Raw genomic sequence first — 17,956 nt, forward strand, 5'->3', positions numbered from 1 at the left:
CTAAAATGATTAAAAATAACTCTCCTAGGAAAGTTATCTGTTATAGTTTTTTAATTGTCGGGCAATTTCCCTGTTCTGTTCCTTACGTTTGATAGTTTCTCGTTTGTCATAGTTTTTCTTACCTCGCGCAAGGCCCATTAAAACTTTGGCAAAACCATCTTTAAGGTAAACTTTTAAGGGAACAAAGGTCATCCCATTTGTTGAAAGTTCACCTGCAATTTTTGCAATTTGTTTTTTATGAAGGAGGAGCTTTCTAGATCTAACAGGATCAACATTTGTAATATTTCCTTGTTCATAAGGGGAGATATGGACATTAGACAGCCAAACCTCTCCATTTCTAACCCGGGCAAAACCATCCTTGAGGGTAATCCTAGCTGCACGAATACTTTTTATCTCCGTACCAGTTAGGACAATCCCTGCCTCAAAGGTTTCGACGATTTCATAATCGTGGCTTGCTTTTTTATTTTGTGCGACTACGTTTCCCTGACCCTTTGGCATTGTTTCTCCCCTTCTTGTTAGATTTTACTACTTGCTTGTAAAAAGGTTTTTTATCTTTACTTCCAGAAGATTTTCTCTTGTTTCTTGAATCTCTTCTAGGCTGGTTGGACTTATCCCTGTCATTACCTTTAGATTTATCCCTTGATCTACCAGCCTTCTTGCTTCTTTTTTCATGAACGTCTAGATCGCTTGGAAGGTGTTCAAAGTCAATATCTCCCGTATTACGATCAGCCTTAGTAAGCCCAACTTTAACCTCTTGACCTACCTTGAAGATAAGACCTGATTTTTCCCCCTCAAGGGTCATGGTGCGTTCATGATAGCGGAAGTATTCCTTGCCTAAAGACTTGATATGAACCAGGCCTTCAATGGTATTTGGTAGTTCAACAAAGAAACCGAAGGTCGTAACTGATGAAATAACACCTGTAAATTCTTGGCCAACATATTGCTCCATGTATTCGGCTTTTTTCATCTTTTCAACTTCACGCTCAGCATCAACAGCCCTACGCTCCATTTGACTAGAATGTTTGGCAATCTCAGGAATCTTCTCTGTCCAGTATTCAATTACTTGCTCACTTGGAGAAGTCATCTCTCTAATTAAGCGGTGAACAATTAGGTCTGGGTACCTTCTGATTGGACTTGTAAAATGAGTATAATTTTCTGCAGCTAGACCATAGTGACCTTCATTATTTTCATCGTATCTGGCCTGTTGCATTGATCTTAACAGCATGGTTGCAAGGACTTCCTCACCTGGTTTACCCTTAATTTTCTCCATAAACTGCTGTAAATCTTTTTGTCCCATCTTTTGGGCTGTTCCCTTAATTGGTATTCCAAAGGCTGAAGCAAAATCAATAAACCTGGTAAGTTTGTCAGCCTTAGGATGCTCATGGATACGGTAAATGAAAGGAAGATTTAGACTTGAAAAATGACCAGCTACAGTTTCGTTAGCAACCAGCATGAAGCTTTCAATTAATCTTTCAGCAACTCCCCTATTACGTTTAATAATATCAATTGGGTTTCCGGCCTCATCGACAATAATTTTAGCTTCTTCGGTATCAAAGTCAATTGCTCCGCGCCTTTTACGCATGGCTTCTAAAATTTTGTGCAAGTCAGCCATGAGTTTAATGCTTTCAAGAAGGACTTCATATCTCTCTGTCAGCTCATCATCGCCTGCAATTATCTTATTAACATCACTATAGGTCATCCGTTCTGTTGTCTTAATGATTGATTGAGAAATCTGATAGTCAACAACACGACCCTCATGATTAATCTCCATAACACATGACTGTGTCAGACGATTAACCTTAGGGTTTAAAGAACAAATCCCGTTTGACAGGCGTTCTGGTAGCATAGGAACCACACGGTCTGTAACATAGACACTGGTTCCTCTTTCATAGGCCTCCTTGTCTAGTGGTGACTCATTGGTCACATAGTGGGATACGTCTGCAATATGAACACCCAACTCATAATTTCCATTTGGTAAAAGGTTAATATGAACCGCATCGTCAAGGTCCTTGGCGTCTGCTCCGTCAATGGTAAAAATAATCTGATCCCTGTAGTCAACACGACCCATAAGGTCATCTTCTGAAACTATTTCAGGAACCGCATTCGCCTGATCAATAACCTCTTCAGGAAATTCACTTCTAATATCCATTCCTTCAAGAACTTCAAGAACATCAATCCCCTTGTCTGTTGGGTTTCCGATAATTTCTGTTACCAGTCCCTGCATGGAAGTTGGAAACTCTTCATCAAGATAGTGGGTGATTTCAACTTTAACAATCTGTCCATCTTCTGGTCTTAGTCCTTTAGGGCTTAGGTAGGTATTGAAGGGTACCTTTTTATTTTTACTTTTGATGTAACCGATCAAGTCACTTTCTTCTTCCTCTTCCTTAGAAAAGGCAAAAAATTGACCTACCATTTGCTTAAGGTCATGGCTAACAATTCCTACAACCTTCCCTTCAGCTGAAGTTCCTTGCAGATCATTGGCAGGTTTTGTTATTTCAATCTGAACCGTATCTCGGTCAAGGGCAAGAAGGGTATTTCCCCGCGGAATAAAGACGTCTGGCTCATCTGAGGCAATAGTTACAAAACCAAATCCATTAGCATTGGCATGAAAAATTCCTTCAATTCCTACAGGAGCTTGTTTTGCTGCCTTATCAACCCCATAAATCTCCCCCAAATCAGTAAAGGCTAAGTCACCTTCTGCTTCCATCTGGGCAATAACTTTTAAGTACTGTTTAAAGTCTTGGGCCTGATCAAGCCCCAAACTTCCTGCTAATTCTTGAATGTTTACAGGATTTCCATCAGCCAAGCATTCTTTAATTTTATCTTTTATTTTAATATTCATTCTCTTCTCTTATTTTTCTTTCAAAAAAAGTTGGGAATCCCCCAACTTAGCTTTTTTATTTACTTACTTGATAATATTACTAACACAAAACCAATAATCAACCAAACAGTAACCATAAGGGCAGTAAATCTTTGCATTACGGCCTCAAATCCACGCGCCTTTCGCCTTTCAAACAACTGCTCACCACCACCTGATAAAGCACTGGCTGCTGAATCCTGTTTAGATGGTTGCATGATAATTGAAATGATGATAATCACTGATAAAATAAGTAAAATTGTTACAAGTGCGTTATACATAGCTTCTCCTGAGTTTTTCAATATGCATATTATAGCATAAATTTATTTTTTTATCAGCATTAAGTCTTAAACTTATGCCTAATCCTGCTTATCTTCTACCTTAGCCTTGGCTGGTTTTTTCTTCTTAGGTTTCTTACGGGTGCTCTTATTAAGATTTTCTTCAGATCTAACTTCCATCACCACCGGTAAAATAACTGGGCGACGTTTAGTTTGATCATAAAGGTATTTACCAAGAGCATCACGAATATCTTGTTTGATTTCAGTCCAGTCAAAATCACCCTTTTCAAGATAATTAATAACTGTTTGGTTGACTAAGTCTGAACTATCTTTGATTAAATCACGACTTTGTTTAACATAAACAAAACCTCTAGTGTGAACTTTAGCCTTACTGATAATTTTCTTTTCTTTTTTGCTGATTGTAATCACAGCAATGAAAATTCCATCCTCTGATAAAATCTTACGGTCACGTAGTACAATACTTCCGATATCACCAACACCGCTTCCGTCAATCATGATATTTTCAGCAGTTACAACTCCTGCCGGTACAAAAACACCATCCTCGTAAGAGATAACATCCCCACGTTTTAGGATAAAGATATCCTCAGGCTTGATTCCAACCTCCATGGCATGCTCAGCATGGGCTTCAAGTTCCCTATATTCCCCTTGGACTGGGATAAGGTTTTGAGGTTTCATGATATCAATCATTGTTTGCAAATCGCGAGAATTTGCATGTCCTGATACAGTTATCTCACTAGTAAGGAGTTTCATCACTCCACCAGCCCTGTAAACAATATTTTCTGTTTTAGCAACAAAGGTTTCCATTGAGACAGTTGGACTTGTAACAGCAAAGACCAAATCACCCTCTTTAATTTTTACCTGCCTGTTACGACCAGTGGCCATATCAGCAACCGATCTAATAGGCTCACCCATACGACCAGCTTCAAGAATTAAGACCTCATCGTCTGGATACTTTTTAAGTTCTTTTAAGGGGATAATCATGGCATCATCAACATTTAATTTACCTAAACGACGGGCAGTTTTTACTATTTGATCCATGTCATGGCCTGTAAAAGATACGACCCTTCCAGCTCTTGCTGCAGCATCAATTGTTTGTTGAATTCGGGCCAAGTTTCCAGCAACACTTGCTACAATTACACGACCTTCCCAGTCTGAAATTACGTCAAATATTTTTTCAGCAACTTCATTTTCACCAGATGACGGCGCACTTGCTAGGGCATTAGCCGAATCACTTAGAAGGGCTAAAACTCCCTGGCTACCAATTTCAGCTAGTCGTCCTAGATTAGTCTTATAACCTGCTGGAACTGCTGGATCAAATTTAAAGTCACCTGTATAGACGATGTTCCCTTCCTCGGTTCCAATTACAATACCCAGGCTATCTGGAATTGTATGGGTTGTACTAAAGAAAGAAATATTAGCTGTTCCAAAGTCAATTTCAGTCTTTTCATTAACAATATGAAAATCATTGAATTTTTTAGTTAAGTCATAAGCCTTAACATTGATTTTAGCTAGCTCAATTGTAAGTTCACTTCCAAAAACTGGTGCTTCAACCTGGGCAAGTAAATAAGGTAAGCCACCAATTGAATCCGGATGACCGTGAGTCAAGAAAATACCCGCAACACGGTCAGCATTTTCTTCTAAAAAAGTTGTGTCTGGAATTACAAAGTCAACCCCAAGCATCTCACTTTCAGGATATTTTAAACCGGCATCAAGGACAAAGATTGATTCATCTACCTCGACAGCATACATATTTTTTCCGAATTCACGAACCCCACCTAAGGGAATTATTTTTATATCACTCATTTATTTTTCTCCAATATATTTTAAAATCTTTTTTTCAAGCAACTACTATTAGTTACTACTGTCTAATACACTTTTTCAAGTATAGCATTTTTTGAAAAAATTTTCAATTTTGATAGATTTGTTTGGTAGATATAATGTACTGGTGATATAATAAAATACATTAACTGAGAAAATATTTAAGGAGAAGTTATGACCGAAGATTTAACTCTTGACAGTAAAAGCGGCAGGCTCAATCTTCGAGTGGCTGCTTGGATTGAAGCTCATGATAAATTTTTAGTAGCCGAATTTCCAAATGGCAACATGTCCCTCATGGGAGGTCGAATCAAATTTGGCGAAAGTAGCCAAGAAGCCTTACAAAGAGAGGTTTTAGAAGAAAGCGGACAGGTGCTTAAGAACTTTCAGCTCATGGCCCTTGTGGAAAACTTTTATCAAAATGCTAGTAATTACCATGAACTCTTGTTTATTTATAGCTGTCAAATTGAAATCTTAGATAACTATGAATCTGAAGAAGAATTTATGAAACTTAAATGGATAAGTAAAGAAGAGATGGCCCAAGTAAAACCTAAAATTCTTTTAAATTTGATTGATTTAAAGCCTAAAGATTATCCCCTACACCTAGTCAACAGGGATTAGATTTTACTCGTCTACCAATCTAGCTAGGGATTTTTTTATTCTTGCTTTTGGGAATCCTTAGAATCTTCCACCTGGTTAACATAAGTGGCCATGATATAAAGGCCGTATACCTTAAAGGCCAACCAAGCCAGGATAAAGAAGATAACAAAGAAAATGTTTTTTGTAAAATAACTTAGACCAAAGAAAACAACTACTAAAACAACTAAAAGTAAAGTATGATCATTTTTTTTCATAAAATATGGCTCTCCTTATTTCCTTGCTTTTCTTATTTTTCCTAATTTTTTTCTAGTTCAACTAGAAGGTCTCCTGTTTCAATCCTATCACCGTCTTGAACAAGAACCCTTTTAACAGTTCCTGCAAAAGGTGCTTGAATTGATGTTTCCATCTTCATGGCTTCTGTGATGAAAAGCCCGTCTCCCTTTTGTACCTTATCACCTGCTTTGACAAGAACCTTCAAGACAGAACCTGTCATCGTAGCACCGATTTCTTGATCATTACTTGAATCAGCCTTCGGATTTTTAATGGTTGATGTCTTAGCTGAAGCGTCATTGACGACAATCTCCCTTCTTTGACCATTAAGGTTAAAGTAAAGGGTTCTATCTCCTCTGTCATCAACATCCCCTACCTGATCCAAACGGATTAAAAGGCTTTTACCCTTTTCAAGTTCAAAGGTTATAGCCTCACCAACTTCCATACCCTGGAAGAAGGTTGGTGTATCAAGGAGATTGATGTCAGCATACTGATCATAGTTTTTTCTATAATCAAGGAAGACCTTAGGATACATAATATAGCTTAACAGCTCTTCCTGCTTAGGTTTATAACCAATCAGCCCTTCAAGCTCTTGACTAAGAGCCTCAAAATCGACTTCCTTGGCTAAACTTCCTGGTCTTACTGTGTAAGCTTCTTGGTCCTTAAGGACTAATTTTTGAAGCTCCTTAGGGAAACCAAAGGCCGGTTGACCAAGGTCACCCCTAAAGAAGGAAATTACAGAATCTGGGAAGCTTAAATCACGCCCTTTTTCGTAGATATTTTCCTCATTTAGTCCATTTTCTACCATGAACAAGGCCATATCACCTACAACCTTTGATGAAGGAGTAACTTTTACAATATCACCAAAAAGCATGTTAACAGTTTGGTACATCTTAGTTACCTCATCCCAACGATCTCCAAGACCTACACCCTTGGCCTGCTGCTGGAGGTTAGAATATTGTCCCCCTGGCATCTCATGCATATAAACAGAAGGATTAGGACCTGTCATGCCGTTTTCAAAGGCCTTGTAGTCAGCACGAACTCCCTGCCAGTACTGGTTAATCTTATCAGCATTTTCCACATCAAAGTCTGGTTTTCTATCAGAACCTTCAAGGGCATAATAAAGACTAGTCATACTTGGTTGACTTGTAGCACTACTCATAGCTGGGATGGCAAGGTCAACGATATCGACACCCGCACGGACAGCCTCTGCATAGGTAAAGATTCCATTACCACTTGTATCATGAGTGTGAAGGTGGATTGGAAGACTTGTTACATCCTTAAGTTCAGAAATAAGCTCATAGGCAGCTTGCGGTTTCAAAAGACCAGCCATGTCCTTGATGGCAATAATATGAGCTCCTAGGGCTTCAAGTTCACGTGCCAATTCCTTATAGTATTTAAGAGAATATTTTTGCCTGTTAGGATTATTGATATCTCCAGTGTAACAAATTGTTGCCTCAGCAATCTTACCAGCATCCCTAACGGCTTGGATTGATTTATCCATCTGCTCGACCCAGTTTAAGCTGTCAAAAATTCTAAAGACGTCAATACCTTGGCTAGCTGCTTCCTTAATGAATTCAACTAGGACATTATCAGGATAGTTTGAATAACCTACAGCATTTGACCCCCTAAAGAGCATTTGCATTAAGGTATTAGGCATGGCAGCCCTAAATTTTCTAAGTCTTTCCCACGGATCTTCAGTTAGGAAACGGTAGCTCACATCAAAAGTTGCTCCCCCCCACATTTCAGCTGAAAAGAGGTTAGGAAAGGCTTTTTCTGTCAGGGAAGCTACTTCGAGTAAATCCTTGGTTCTTAGGCGGGTTGCTAGAAGACTTTGGTGGGCATCCCTAAAGGTTGTATCTGTTAGTAAAATTTTCTTCTCTTCTTTAACCCAGTTAGAAACAGCATCAGCCCCTTCAAGATCTAAGACATTTTTTGCAGTAATAATTTTTTTATCAGGAAGATTTAAATCCTTTGGTAGATACCTATCTGAGATAAATTTTTTCGATTTTTCAACTCCTGGAAAACCATTAACTGTGATTTGACTAATGTATTTCAAAGTTTTATTCCCGCGGTCACGAGTGGCTGAGAACTTAAATAGGTCAGGCTCATTGTCAATAAATGTTGTAAGGGCAGTACCTGATCTAAAGGCTTCATGATTGATTACGTTTTGCATGAAGGGAATATTTGTCTTAACTCCGCGAATCCTAAATTCCCTTAGACAGCGCTCCATTTTTTGGATGGCCTGTTCAAGACTACTTGCATGGGTACAAACTTTTACCAGAAGGGAGTCAAAGTAAGGTGTTACTACTGCCCCTGCGTAGGCGTTCCCAACGTCAAGACGGACTCCGAACCCACCTGGAGAGCGGTAGGTATCGATTTTACCAGTATCTGGCATAAAATCATTGAGGGGATCTTCTGTGGTAATCCTACATTGAATAGCAACTCCCTTGTGGGTAATCTCTTCCTGCTTAGGAATACCACACTCTTCAAGGGTTAGACCTTGGGCAATTAGGATTTGACTTTGGACAATATCGATGTCTGTAATCATCTCAGTTATAGTATGCTCAACTTGGACACGAGGATTTACCTCGATAAAGTAAAAATCATCATCTTCAACTAAGAATTCGACAGTACCTGCATTAACATAGCCCACATGCTTCATAATCTGAACGGCTGCCTGACAAATTTTGTCTCGCATCTCATCTGTAAGAGAAATACAGGGTGCAACTTCTACAACCTTTTGGTGTCTTCTTTGAACAGAACAGTCCCTTTCAAAAAGATGAACCACATTACCGTGCTCGTCCCCTAAAATTTGAACCTCAATGTGCTTAGGTTGACCAATATATCTTTCAGCGTAAACTTCATCACTTCCAAAGGCTGATTTGGCCTCACTTCTTGCCCTTTCATAACCCTCTCTAGCCTCTTTTTCGTTACGGGCAATACGCATACCGCGTCCTCCCCCACCAAGGGCTGCCTTGATCATGATTGGATAGCCGTACTTGTCGGCAAATTCAAGAATATCTTCAACTCCTGCAACAGATCCTTTGGTTCCAGGAATTGGGCTAATTCCTGCATCCAAGGCTGCTTGTTTGGCCTTAATCTTGTCCCCAAAAATATCCAGGTGGTGAATACTTGGACCAATGAAGATTATTCCTTCTTCCTCACATCTTTTAGCAAGATCAATATTTTCAGAAAGAAAACCGTAACCTGGGTGAATGGCACTGGCATTAGTATCTTTTGCAATCCTAATGATATCTTCAATATCTAGATAGGCTTCGATTGGTTTTTTTCCTGCACCAACCAAGTAAGCCTCATCAGCCTTAAAGCGGTGAACTGAATACTCATCTTCGGCTGCATAGATGGCAACTGTTGAGATATTTAATTCAGTACAAGCTCTAAATACACGTGTGGCAATCTCGCCCCTATTGGCAACTAAAACTTTCTGCATGTATTGTCTCTCCTTAACTCGACTATTATAATGAAATAACTACTTCATCAGTATAGCACGAATCTTGTGCATTGTTTTGTTTAATTTAAAGAAAGTGCTTTCTTGATATTAAAATAACTTTGATAATCAAAATATTTTGTGCAAATAAAAAAAGAAGGATAAATCCTTCTTTTTTATGATTAAAGTTCGACAATCTTACCTGTCTTAAGGTAGACAATCCACTCACACAAGTTTTTCGCATAATCACCAATACGTTCAAGATACATAAGGGTCATTATGTATTCCTTACCAGTATGGATGGTTTCAGTATTGCTTTTCATGCCTTCTAAAACCTTGTTTTGAATTTCAGAGAACATTTCATCAACATCATTATCCCAGGTAGCAATCTCACGCGCACGCTCTTCATCTCCCTGCATGTAAGCATTAAGAGCTGCATCAACGATATTTTTTACCTTTTCACCCATGATTGTAATGTCTTCTTCAACCGATTCAATTCGTTCTTCCCCTTCAAGGTTGATGATTGAGCGGGCAATAGAGGTTACATGGTCCCCCATTCTCTCAAGGTCACTACTTGCCTTTAAAACAGTGATAATCGTTCTTAGGTCATTTGAAACTGGCTGCTGGAGGGCAATCATTTCAAGAGATTTTTTCTCAAGTTTTGTTTCAAGATAATTTATAGCCTCATCATCAAGAATAACCTCATCAGCTAACTCCTGATCATGACTTACAAAGGCACGAACTGCCTTATTAAGCTGGGCACTAACTTGCGTTCCCATTGAGTAAAATTGATTGTGGAGTTTGTTTAACTCTCCCTCAAATTGTGTTCTTAACATATCTACCCTCTTTCTACTAAACCTACCTAGATTTAACCAAATTTTCCAGTAACGTAGTCTTCTGTCCTTTGATCCTTTGGATTTAGGAAAATTTCTTTTGTCCTATCATATTCAATTAAGTCACCGTCCAAGAAGAAGGCTGTCTTATCTGAAATACGACTTGCCTGTTGCATGCTGTGTGTAACTATTAATATTGTATACTTTTCCTTAAGTTCAAGCAACATTGACTCAATCTTATCTGCAGAGATTGGATCAAGGGCACTTGTTGGTTCGTCTAAAAGCAAGATATCAGGGTCAACAGCAAGAACACGGGCAATACAAACCCTCTGTTGCTGTCCACCTGAAAGACCAAGAGCTGACTTGTGCAACTTGTCCTTGACCTCATCCCAAATATTTGCAGCCTTCAGACTGTTTTCAACTGCTTCATCTAAAATAGCCTTGTCCTTAACACCTTTTAGGCGGAGACCATAGACCACATTTTCATAGATTGAAAAAGGGAAGGGATTTGGTTGTTGGAAAACCATCCCAATATTTTTCCTAAGCTCAACTGTATCCATTCTTGGCCCGTAAATATTATGGTCATCATAGGTGATTGTTCCAGTTGTTGTAACACCTGGAACCAGATCATTCATCCTATTAATCGATCTTAAAAGGGTTGATTTACCTGATCCTGAAGGTCCGATTAAGGAAGTTATTTCATTCGGATAAAAATCCATTGTAATTTCTTTAAGGGTTTTCTTTTTACCGTAGTAAAGTGAAAAATCCTTTACATTTAAAATTGGCTCACTCATTGCTTTCTCCTATCCAAAATGTCCTGATACATAGTCAGCTGTTGAGTTTAATTTAGGATTAGTAAAGATTTTACTTGTCTTGTCATACTCAATTAAATCACCTGAATACATGAATCCAGTATAATCACTAGCACGAGCTGCCTGCTGCATGTTGTGGGTTACGATGATAATTGTATAATCCTTTTTAAGCTCAGCCATGGTTTCTTCAATCTGCATGGTTGAGATTGGATCAAGGGCACTGGCTGGCTCATCCATAAGAAGAATATCAGGTTTGACAGCAATGGCACGGGCGATACATAGACGCTGCTGCTGACCACCTGAAAGGGCTAAAGCCGACTTATTGAGGTCATCTTTAACCTGCTCCCAAAGGGCTGCTTGCTTAAGTGATGTTTCAACAACCTCATCAAGGATTTTTTTATCTTTAATTCCTTGGCGTTCAAGGGCAAAAGTTATATTTTGATAGATTGATTTTGAGAAAGGATTTGGTCTTTGGAAAACCATCCCGATGCATTTTCTAGCCTCATAAACATTAACATTTTTATCATTAATGTTTACACCCTCATAATTGATTTCACCAGTAACACGGGCGATATCAATGGTATCATTCATTCGGTTAAGACTTCTTAGATAGGTTGATTTACCTGATCCTGATGGTCCGATTAAGGCTGTTATCTTATTTTTTTCAAACTGCATATCAATTCCGTGGATTGATTCAAAATCTCCATAAAAGACTCTCAAATCCTTAGTTGATAAGGCTATATTTTTTTCGTCAAAGGTTATGATGTGACGATCATCCCAATTATATTTAGACATGTTTACCCCGCAGATGTAAGTTTACTGTGTAATTTCTTACCGATGAAACGAGCTGAGAAATTAAATAGTAGAACAAATAATACTAAGACAGCACTTGCTCCAGCTGAAACGGCTGCTCCGTCTGGAACTGTTCCCTCGCTGTTAACCTTCCAAATGTGAACGGCAAGAGTTTCTGCCTGACGGAAGATACTGATTGGACTTGCTACTGAAAGTGGATTCCAGTTTGACCAGTCAAGGGCTGGTGCTGATTGACCTGCTGTATAGATAAGGGCTGCTGCCTCACCAAAGATACGTCCACTGGCTAGAACCACCCCTGTAATAATTCCTGGAAGAGCTTCCGGTACAATTACATGGATAACTGTTTCCCAGCGTGATAAACCAAGGGCAAGACCTGCTTCCCTTTGAGTATGGTGGATAGCCTTTAAACTTTCCTCGACATTTCTTGTCATAAGAGGAAGGTTGAAGACGGTAAGAGCCAAGGCACCTGAAATGATTGAAAATCCGTAACCAAATTGAACAACAAAGATTAGGAATCCAAAAAGTCCAACTACAACTGATGGTAGAGAGCTTAGGATTTCAATTGATGTTCTAACAAGACCTGTTAGTTTGCTCTTTTGATTGGCATACTCTGAAAGGTAAATTCCTGCTCCAAGTGAAAGAGGAAAACTAATTAACATTGTGATAATCAGAAGGAAGATACTATTGAAGAGCTGAATTCCAATCCCTCCTCCGACTTCATAGGCTTTAGCAGGACTTGTTAAGAACTTCCAGCTAATATGGGGTAACCCTCTAACCAAAATATATAGTAATAGGGCTGATAAAATCAAGACGATTATTCCTGAGATTGCGTACAAGACATGTGTCGCAATCCTATCTGCTTTTTTAGGACTCACTTTTTAATCTCCTACTAATTCCTTCTAAAATTTACCACGATTGGCAATCAGTCTCATAATAATATTAAAGACGAGTGACATGGCAAGTAATATGAGCGCAAGTGACCAAAGGACATTATTTTGAACAGTACCCATGATGGTATTTCCAATTCCTTGAGTAAGGACACTTGTTAGGGTACTTGCTGGCTTAATCAAGCTAGTTGGCATGATAGCAGCATTTCCCACAACCATTTGAATGGCTAGAGCTTCACCAAAGGCACGGGCCATCCCAAAAACAATGGCCGTTAAAATCCCAGGAGTTGCAGCTCTTAAAAGAACCTTCGAGATGGTTTGCCATCTGGTTGCTCCAAGACCAAGAGATGCTTCCTTGTAGTGTCTAGGTACTGCCTTCATGGCATCAACAGTCATACTTGTTACTGTTGGTAGGATCATAACAAAGAGGACAAAAACCCCCGCTAGGATACCAAACCCTGTTCCTCCAAAAGTTTTACGAACAGCAGGCACGACAACAGCAAGACCTACGAATCCGTAAACTACTGATGGAATACCAACTAGAAGCTCAATTACTGGTTGTAAAATCTTAGCTCCTCTTTTTGGTGAGATCTCTGTCATAAAGATAGCTGCACCAATGGCAAAGGGAGTTGCTAGAAGGGCTGATAAAATCGTTACAATCAAACTCCCCATAATCATAGGAAGGGCACCGACCATCGGTTTACCGTCAGGCCCTAATTCACTTGGATTCCAAGTGGTCCCAAAGAGGAAGTTAAAGGGATTAATTTTATCAACAAAGAAAGTTGAAAGTCCTTTTTGTGCAACAAACAAGAAAATCATTGCAACAACAAAGACGATTAAAGCCATACAGATAAAAGTAATACTTTTACCAAACTTTTCCAGTCTAGAATTTTTTGACTTTGATAATAATTTTTCTTTAATTTTTACGTTTTCCATATTATTCCTTAATACTTAAAAAATTAAGTCCTACTTTTTAGTTACATTTCCGTCAACATCACGTTCAATGGTCATGGCTGTGATTGGGATATAGCCCATTTTTTCAACGACTGAACCCTGAATTTCATCACTTAAAATATAATCTAAAAACTCCTTGGTAAGACTTTCAGGCTCACCCTTGGTATACATATGTTCATATGCCCAAATTGGCCATTTATTTATAGTTATATTTTCGTCAGTTGCCTCTGCACCATCAAGGCTGATTTTTTTGACAGAATCGTCAATATTTGAAAAGGCAAGGTAGCTTATAGCTCCAGGAGTTTGGGCAACAATCTGTTTGGTCATTCCAGAAGAATCTTGTTCCTGGCTGGCTTTTGCAGCCTTCCCGTCCATAATCCATTTTTCAAAGGTTGCACGAGTTCCGCTTCCTGCAGCACGGTTGATTAGGACAATCTTTTCATCCTGACCGCCAACTTCCTTCCAGTTGGTATATTCGCCGGTAAAGATTTTGCGGAGTTGTTCAACACTTAGGTTATCAACTTGAATGTCCTTGTTAAGAATTGGGGCGATTCCAACAACTGCCACACGGTGGTCAACAAGTTTTGAAGCGTCTACTCCTTTTTTCTCTTCCGCAAATAAATCTGAATTTCCGATTTCAACAGCACCTGCTTGAACCTGTGAAAGACCAGTACCTGATCCACCACCTTGGACATTAATAAAACGTCCTGGATTCTTTTGTGAATATGATTCTGCTGCTGTTTCAACTAAGGGTTGGAGGGCACTAGACCCTACTGCTGTGATTGATTCACCTTTATCAATCCATTTGGCACAACCTGTCATTAGGAACAAGGCTCCTAATAAACTCACTAAACTTATAATTTTTTTATCCATAGTATCTCCATATTTTAGACTTCATTTCTATTTTACCAAAAAATACTAAATATCATATATATTTTATGGAAAAAAGGACAATAAATGTCCTTTGTAGTCTAGTATTGGAGATAATATTTATTCTACCTTGGATTAGGTATTACTTATCTGTTACTTTTCCTTCTGCATCACGAACGACTTTCATTCCATCAACTGGAAGATAACCTAGTTTTTCAATGGCATCATGACTATCAGCTACATATTGGATAAATTTCTTTTCGCCATCAGTTTCTTTGGCTTTTAAAGTATACATGTGTTCATAGGCCCAAATTTTCCATTCATTTTTCTCAATGTTTTCTTCATTTGCTTGAACCTTATCGATTGAAAGCGGAGTAACACTTGAGTTTTTAATGTTTGAAAGAGCTACATAACTAATTGCTCCTGGAATTTGTTCAACCATCTTAACAGCAGCACCTGATGAATCCTGCTCTTGAGATTTGATAACTTTAACCCCTTCACCAAGACCGTATTTTTCAAAGTTGAAACGCGTTCCTGATCCTTCAGCACGGTTGATAACAGTAATTGCCTGATCAGCTCCTCCAACTTCCTTCCAATTGGTAATTTTACCTGTGAAAATATCTTTAAGTTGGGCACTTGTTAGGTTTTCAACTCCACTATCCTTGTGAGCAATTGGAACAATTCCTACAACAGCAACCTTGTAATCAACTAAAGAAGAGGCATCAATTCCATCTTTTTCTTCAGCAAAAAGGTCTGAATTTCCGATTTGAACAGCTCCATTTTGGACATTAGAAAGACCAAAACCAGATCCGCCCCCTTGAACGGTAATTTGTGAACCAGAATTTTTTTCCATAAATCCTTCACTGGCACTTTCAACTAAAGGTTGAAGGGCAGTTGATCCAGCTGCTGTAATTTTTATTTGTTCATCATTTGCTGTCTGCCCACTAGTTTTTGATCCGCATGCCGCAAGACCCATAAGTGAGATTGTAAGTAGACCAGCAAGTTTTATACTCTTTTTCATTTTTTCCCCCGAAAATTTTGTTTTAATTTTTACTACCCTTATATTCTAACCCATAAGAGGCCTTTCGTGTGTAAAGTCTATATAAAGTAAATGTAAATTTTATGTAAATCAAGGGGAAAATCCTGAAATAAATTTTCTTAATCGAATTTATTTTTATGTGCTTATTTGATAGAATAAAAATATGAAAAAAATATTAATTGCTGATGACGATAAATCAATCCGCTTCCTACTTGAATTTACCTTCAATCAAGAAAATTTTGAAGTTATAACGGTTGAGGACGGACTAATGGCCTACGAACTTGCCCAGACTGGAGTTTTTGATGCTCTGGTTCTTGACCTCATGATGCCAGGACTCTCAGGAATTGAGGTCAGTCAAAAATTAAGGAAAAATAATATCTACACCCCTATCTTGATTTTAACTGCCAAGGATGATTCAACAACCATGCTCAAAGGTTTTGATTCTGGTGTTGACGATTACATGTACAAGCCGTTTTCAACACCTGAGCTTCTTGCACGGACTAAATCTCTAATTAGAAGGAGCCTTAACTACCAGAAAAAAGATGAGAAATTTGTTCAAATTGATGATCTTAAGGTCGATTTAATAAAAAAACAAGTCTATTTGGCTGACCAAGAGATTAATCTGACCAAAAGAGAATTTGACCTCCTTTCCTATTTAATTGAAAACCAAAATATCCCCCTATCAAGGTCTGAAATCTTAGACCGTTTTTGGGGTCAATCAAATGATATAGCCTATACGAGGATTGTCGAAGTCCACATTTCAAAATTAAGGGAAAAAATTGAAAAGGATCCTAAAAATCCCCAGTATATTAAAACAAAAAGAGGATTTGGTTACATCTTCAAGGAAGCTGACAAATAAAGTATGAAAAATAAAAGTAAATTTACCTCCTACTCCCTAATTTATCTTTTAACTTCCTTTCTTTTAGTATATGCAAGCTACCAGGCCCTTCTTAATTCAGATTTAAATAGGCTAGAAGGGGAGTTAAATCAGGTTAGTTCAGATATTACTAGCAACAGTGATTTTATCCTACCTGCCAATGTTAAAATCTATAGTTCAACTGAAAAGCTGCCTTCTGATGTCGAAAATGTCTTTAAGGGCAGTAAGCGTTCAAATCTACTTTCCGGAAACAAACTTTACCTGTCTGTTCCTCTTAAAGCCAGCCAAAATCAGTTTGAGGTAATTAGGATTAGCCAAACATTTGATTCTCATTTGGGTCTTCTAAGCCTGATTTTCTCTTATTTACTGGTCCTTTATCTAATTTTTTCCGCCTATTATTTCAAGGTCCAAGCTAGGACAAGGCTAGAACTTAGGCAAAGTCAAAAGTTGATTGAAAACTTTAGGTTAAAACCTTATCAGGAACATACTATTATTAACAACGATGACCCCGTTCTTGAACAATTTAATAGCTACTCCCAAGAGGTCCATGCAGTCCTTACCAGTAAAAAATGGGAGGATAAAAGCCTCCACAAGCTAATTAATAAGTTTGAATTTCCGATTTTCACCTACGATAAGGAGGGAAAGCTTTTAGGTAAAAACGAGGCCTTTTTAAAAATCTTTCCTCATATTGAAAAAATCAGCTCCTTTGGTTCTGAAAGTGAATTTATCAGCTTTCTTTTAGCAAGTTTAATCAGTAAAAGTGAGGGGCAGGGGCAATTTTACTTTCAAGATTTGGATAAATATTATCAGGTTAAACTGGCCAAAATTAATAGTCCCCTTTCTGGGTCATCTTATAATTACCTAGCCAGCATGCAGGAGGTAACAACTCTTATCAAAGCAAAGATAAGCCAAGATAATTTTGTCGCCAATGTCTCCCATGAGTTAAAAACTCCCCTTACTTCGATCATTGGCTTTTCTAATTTAATAGCCAATCAGAACCTTGACCAAAATCAGGTCAAGGAATTCGGTCAAATTATTGAAAAGGAAGCCAGAAGACTAGAAAACCTGGTCCAAGATACCCTTAAATTGACCAAAAATACCAAAGAAATTGCCAAAGAAAAAATAAGAATTGATCTTTTAGTCCAAGATGTACTGGATAATTTATCCATTCAGATTAAAGACAAGCAGATGCTAATTATTAAAAATTTATCCCCTCTAGAATACCTAACAAACTATGACCTTTTTTACGGGATTGCCAAAAATTTAATCGAAAATGCAATTTTTTACAGCCCACCTGCTAAGGAAGTAATTATTGATTTGCAGGAGTCAGATGGCAAGCTTCATTTCCAGGTAAAAGATTATGGTCCTGGAATTTCCCTTATCGACCAGAAAAAGATATTTGAAAGATTTTACCGGGTTGATAGTGCCAGAAAAAATATAACTGAAGGAACTGGGCTTGGCCTACCAATTGTTCAACATAATACTTCCCTTCTCGGAGGCCAGGTGCAACTTACCTCGAAATTAAATGAAGGTAGTAGTTTTGAGGTAATTTTTCCAAGCAAAAAAGAGTCCTAGGACTCTT

16 protein-coding genes are annotated in these 17,956 nt (G+C 38.2%); 3 read left to right on the forward strand and 13 right to left on the reverse strand.

Features of this window, described 5'->3' with window-relative positions; genetic code table 11:
* Positions 1 to 33 precede the first annotated feature (33 nt).
* From smpB to OZX60_04505, 4 genes are all read right to left on the reverse strand, one after another.
* A complete protein-coding gene (smpB, locus tag OZX60_04490) occupies positions 34 to 498 on the reverse strand; it encodes an SsrA-binding protein SmpB (GenBank protein ID WEV44701.1) in 465 nt (154 codons plus the stop codon).
* On the reverse strand, positions 461 to 2,842 hold the full coding sequence (rnr, locus tag OZX60_04495; protein ID WEV44702.1) for a ribonuclease R: 2,382 nt from the start codon (positions 2,840 to 2,842) through the stop codon (positions 461 to 463). The genes smpB and rnr overlap by 38 nt, the downstream gene beginning before the upstream one ends.
* A gap of 59 nt (positions 2,843 to 2,901) precedes the next feature.
* Positions 2,902 to 3,138 (reverse strand): preprotein translocase subunit SecG, encoded by a 237-nt coding sequence (gene secG, locus OZX60_04500; GenBank protein WEV44703.1) that lies wholly within the window; start codon positions 3,136 to 3,138, stop codon positions 2,902 to 2,904.
* Positions 3,139 to 3,216: 78 nt separating this feature from the next.
* Complete coding sequence (locus OZX60_04505) at positions 3,217 to 4,959, reverse strand: ribonuclease J (protein ID WEV44704.1); 1,743 nt, start codon at positions 4,957 to 4,959, stop codon at positions 3,217 to 3,219.
* Between the two features lie 189 nt (positions 4,960 to 5,148).
* Here OZX60_04505 and OZX60_04510 point away from each other — a divergent pair, with 189 nt between their 5' ends.
* The gene (locus tag OZX60_04510) at positions 5,149 to 5,592 is read left to right on the forward strand and encodes an NUDIX domain-containing protein (protein WEV44705.1); all 444 of its coding nucleotides are present in this window, start codon (positions 5,149 to 5,151) and stop codon (positions 5,590 to 5,592) included.
* A gap of 35 nt (positions 5,593 to 5,627) precedes the next feature.
* Here OZX60_04510 and OZX60_04515 read toward each other — a convergent pair whose 3' ends face one another.
* The 9 genes from OZX60_04515 to OZX60_04555 all read right to left on the reverse strand — a co-directional run bounded on the left by OZX60_04515 (position 5,628) and on the right by OZX60_04555 (position 15,479).
* Positions 5,628 to 5,825 (reverse strand): hypothetical protein, encoded by a 198-nt coding sequence (locus OZX60_04515; protein ID WEV44706.1) that lies wholly within the window; start codon positions 5,823 to 5,825, stop codon positions 5,628 to 5,630.
* A gap of 41 nt (positions 5,826 to 5,866) precedes the next feature.
* A complete protein-coding gene (locus OZX60_04520) occupies positions 5,867 to 9,292 on the reverse strand; it encodes a pyruvate carboxylase (GenBank protein WEV44707.1) in 3,426 nt (1,141 codons plus the stop codon).
* A gap of 179 nt (positions 9,293 to 9,471) precedes the next feature.
* Entirely contained in the window at positions 9,472 to 10,125 is a 654-nt protein-coding gene (gene phoU, locus OZX60_04525) for a phosphate signaling complex protein PhoU (protein ID WEV44708.1), read from the reverse strand.
* A 32-nt stretch (positions 10,126 to 10,157) separates the two neighbouring features.
* The gene (gene pstB / locus OZX60_04530) at positions 10,158 to 10,916 is read right to left on the reverse strand and encodes a phosphate ABC transporter ATP-binding protein PstB (protein WEV44709.1); all 759 of its coding nucleotides are present in this window, start codon (positions 10,914 to 10,916) and stop codon (positions 10,158 to 10,160) included.
* Positions 10,917 to 10,925: 9 nt separating this feature from the next.
* Complete coding sequence (gene pstB / locus OZX60_04535; GenBank protein WEV44710.1) at positions 10,926 to 11,729, reverse strand: phosphate ABC transporter ATP-binding protein PstB; 804 nt, start codon at positions 11,727 to 11,729, stop codon at positions 10,926 to 10,928.
* Positions 11,730 to 11,731: 2 nt separating this feature from the next.
* Positions 11,732 to 12,622, reverse strand: a complete 891-nt coding sequence (gene pstA, locus OZX60_04540) for a phosphate ABC transporter permease PstA (GenBank protein ID WEV44711.1) — start codon at positions 12,620 to 12,622, stop codon at positions 11,732 to 11,734.
* A 24-nt stretch (positions 12,623 to 12,646) separates the two neighbouring features.
* Entirely contained in the window at positions 12,647 to 13,570 is a 924-nt protein-coding gene (pstC, locus tag OZX60_04545) for a phosphate ABC transporter permease subunit PstC (GenBank protein WEV44712.1), read from the reverse strand.
* Positions 13,571 to 13,600: 30 nt separating this feature from the next.
* Positions 13,601 to 14,461, reverse strand: coding sequence for a phosphate ABC transporter substrate-binding protein PstS (locus OZX60_04550; GenBank protein WEV44713.1), 861 nt, complete (start codon positions 14,459 to 14,461; stop codon positions 13,601 to 13,603).
* Positions 14,462 to 14,600: 139 nt separating this feature from the next.
* A complete protein-coding gene (locus OZX60_04555; protein ID WEV44714.1) occupies positions 14,601 to 15,479 on the reverse strand; it encodes a phosphate ABC transporter substrate-binding protein in 879 nt (292 codons plus the stop codon).
* Positions 15,480 to 15,660: 181 nt separating this feature from the next.
* On the opposite strand from OZX60_04555, the gene OZX60_04560 reads away from it, so the two are divergent.
* Both OZX60_04560 and OZX60_04565 read left to right on the forward strand, forming a co-directional pair.
* Positions 15,661 to 16,356, forward strand: a complete 696-nt coding sequence (locus OZX60_04560) for a response regulator transcription factor (GenBank protein ID WEV44715.1) — start codon at positions 15,661 to 15,663, stop codon at positions 16,354 to 16,356.
* Positions 16,357 to 16,359: 3 nt separating this feature from the next.
* Complete coding sequence (locus OZX60_04565; GenBank protein ID WEV44716.1) at positions 16,360 to 17,949, forward strand: ATP-binding protein; 1,590 nt, start codon at positions 16,360 to 16,362, stop codon at positions 17,947 to 17,949.
* Positions 17,950 to 17,956: the final 7 nt, after the last annotated feature.

The organism is Streptococcaceae bacterium ESL0687, from assembly GCA_029392475.1.
Classification (GTDB): domain Bacteria; phylum Bacillota; class Bacilli; order Lactobacillales; family Streptococcaceae; genus Floricoccus.

Bases quoted from the DNA above. Each gene is read 5' to 3' on its own strand.
- smpB (WEV44701.1), bottom strand. From the start codon at position 498: ATGCCAAAGGGTCAGGGAAACGTAGTCGCACAAAATAAAAAAGCAAGC.
- rnr (WEV44702.1), bottom strand. From the start codon at position 2,842: ATGAATATTAAAATAAAAGATAAAATTAAAGAATGCTTGGCTGATGGA.
- secG (WEV44703.1), bottom strand. From the start codon at position 3,138: ATGTATAACGCACTTGTAACAATTTTACTTATTTTATCAGTGATTATC.
- OZX60_04505 (WEV44704.1), bottom strand. From the start codon at position 4,959: ATGAGTGATATAAAAATAATTCCCTTAGGTGGGGTTCGTGAATTCGGA.
- OZX60_04510 (WEV44705.1), top strand. From the start codon at position 5,149: ATGACCGAAGATTTAACTCTTGACAGTAAAAGCGGCAGGCTCAATCTT.
- OZX60_04515 (WEV44706.1), bottom strand. From the start codon at position 5,825: ATGAAAAAAAATGATCATACTTTACTTTTAGTTGTTTTAGTAGTTGTT.
- OZX60_04520 (WEV44707.1), bottom strand. From the start codon at position 9,292: ATGCAGAAAGTTTTAGTTGCCAATAGGGGCGAGATTGCCACACGTGTA.
- phoU (WEV44708.1), bottom strand. From the start codon at position 10,125: ATGTTAAGAACACAATTTGAGGGAGAGTTAAACAAACTCCACAATCAA.
- pstB (WEV44709.1), bottom strand. From the start codon at position 10,916: ATGAGTGAGCCAATTTTAAATGTAAAGGATTTTTCACTTTACTACGGT.
- pstB (WEV44710.1), bottom strand. From the start codon at position 11,729: ATGTCTAAATATAATTGGGATGATCGTCACATCATAACCTTTGACGAA.
- pstC (WEV44712.1), bottom strand. From the start codon at position 13,570: ATGGAAAACGTAAAAATTAAAGAAAAATTATTATCAAAGTCAAAAAAT.
- OZX60_04550 (WEV44713.1), bottom strand. From the start codon at position 14,461: ATGGATAAAAAAATTATAAGTTTAGTGAGTTTATTAGGAGCCTTGTTC.
- OZX60_04555 (WEV44714.1), bottom strand. From the start codon at position 15,479: ATGAAAAAGAGTATAAAACTTGCTGGTCTACTTACAATCTCACTTATG.
- OZX60_04560 (WEV44715.1), top strand. From the start codon at position 15,661: ATGAAAAAAATATTAATTGCTGATGACGATAAATCAATCCGCTTCCTA.
- OZX60_04565 (WEV44716.1), top strand. From the start codon at position 16,360: ATGAAAAATAAAAGTAAATTTACCTCCTACTCCCTAATTTATCTTTTA.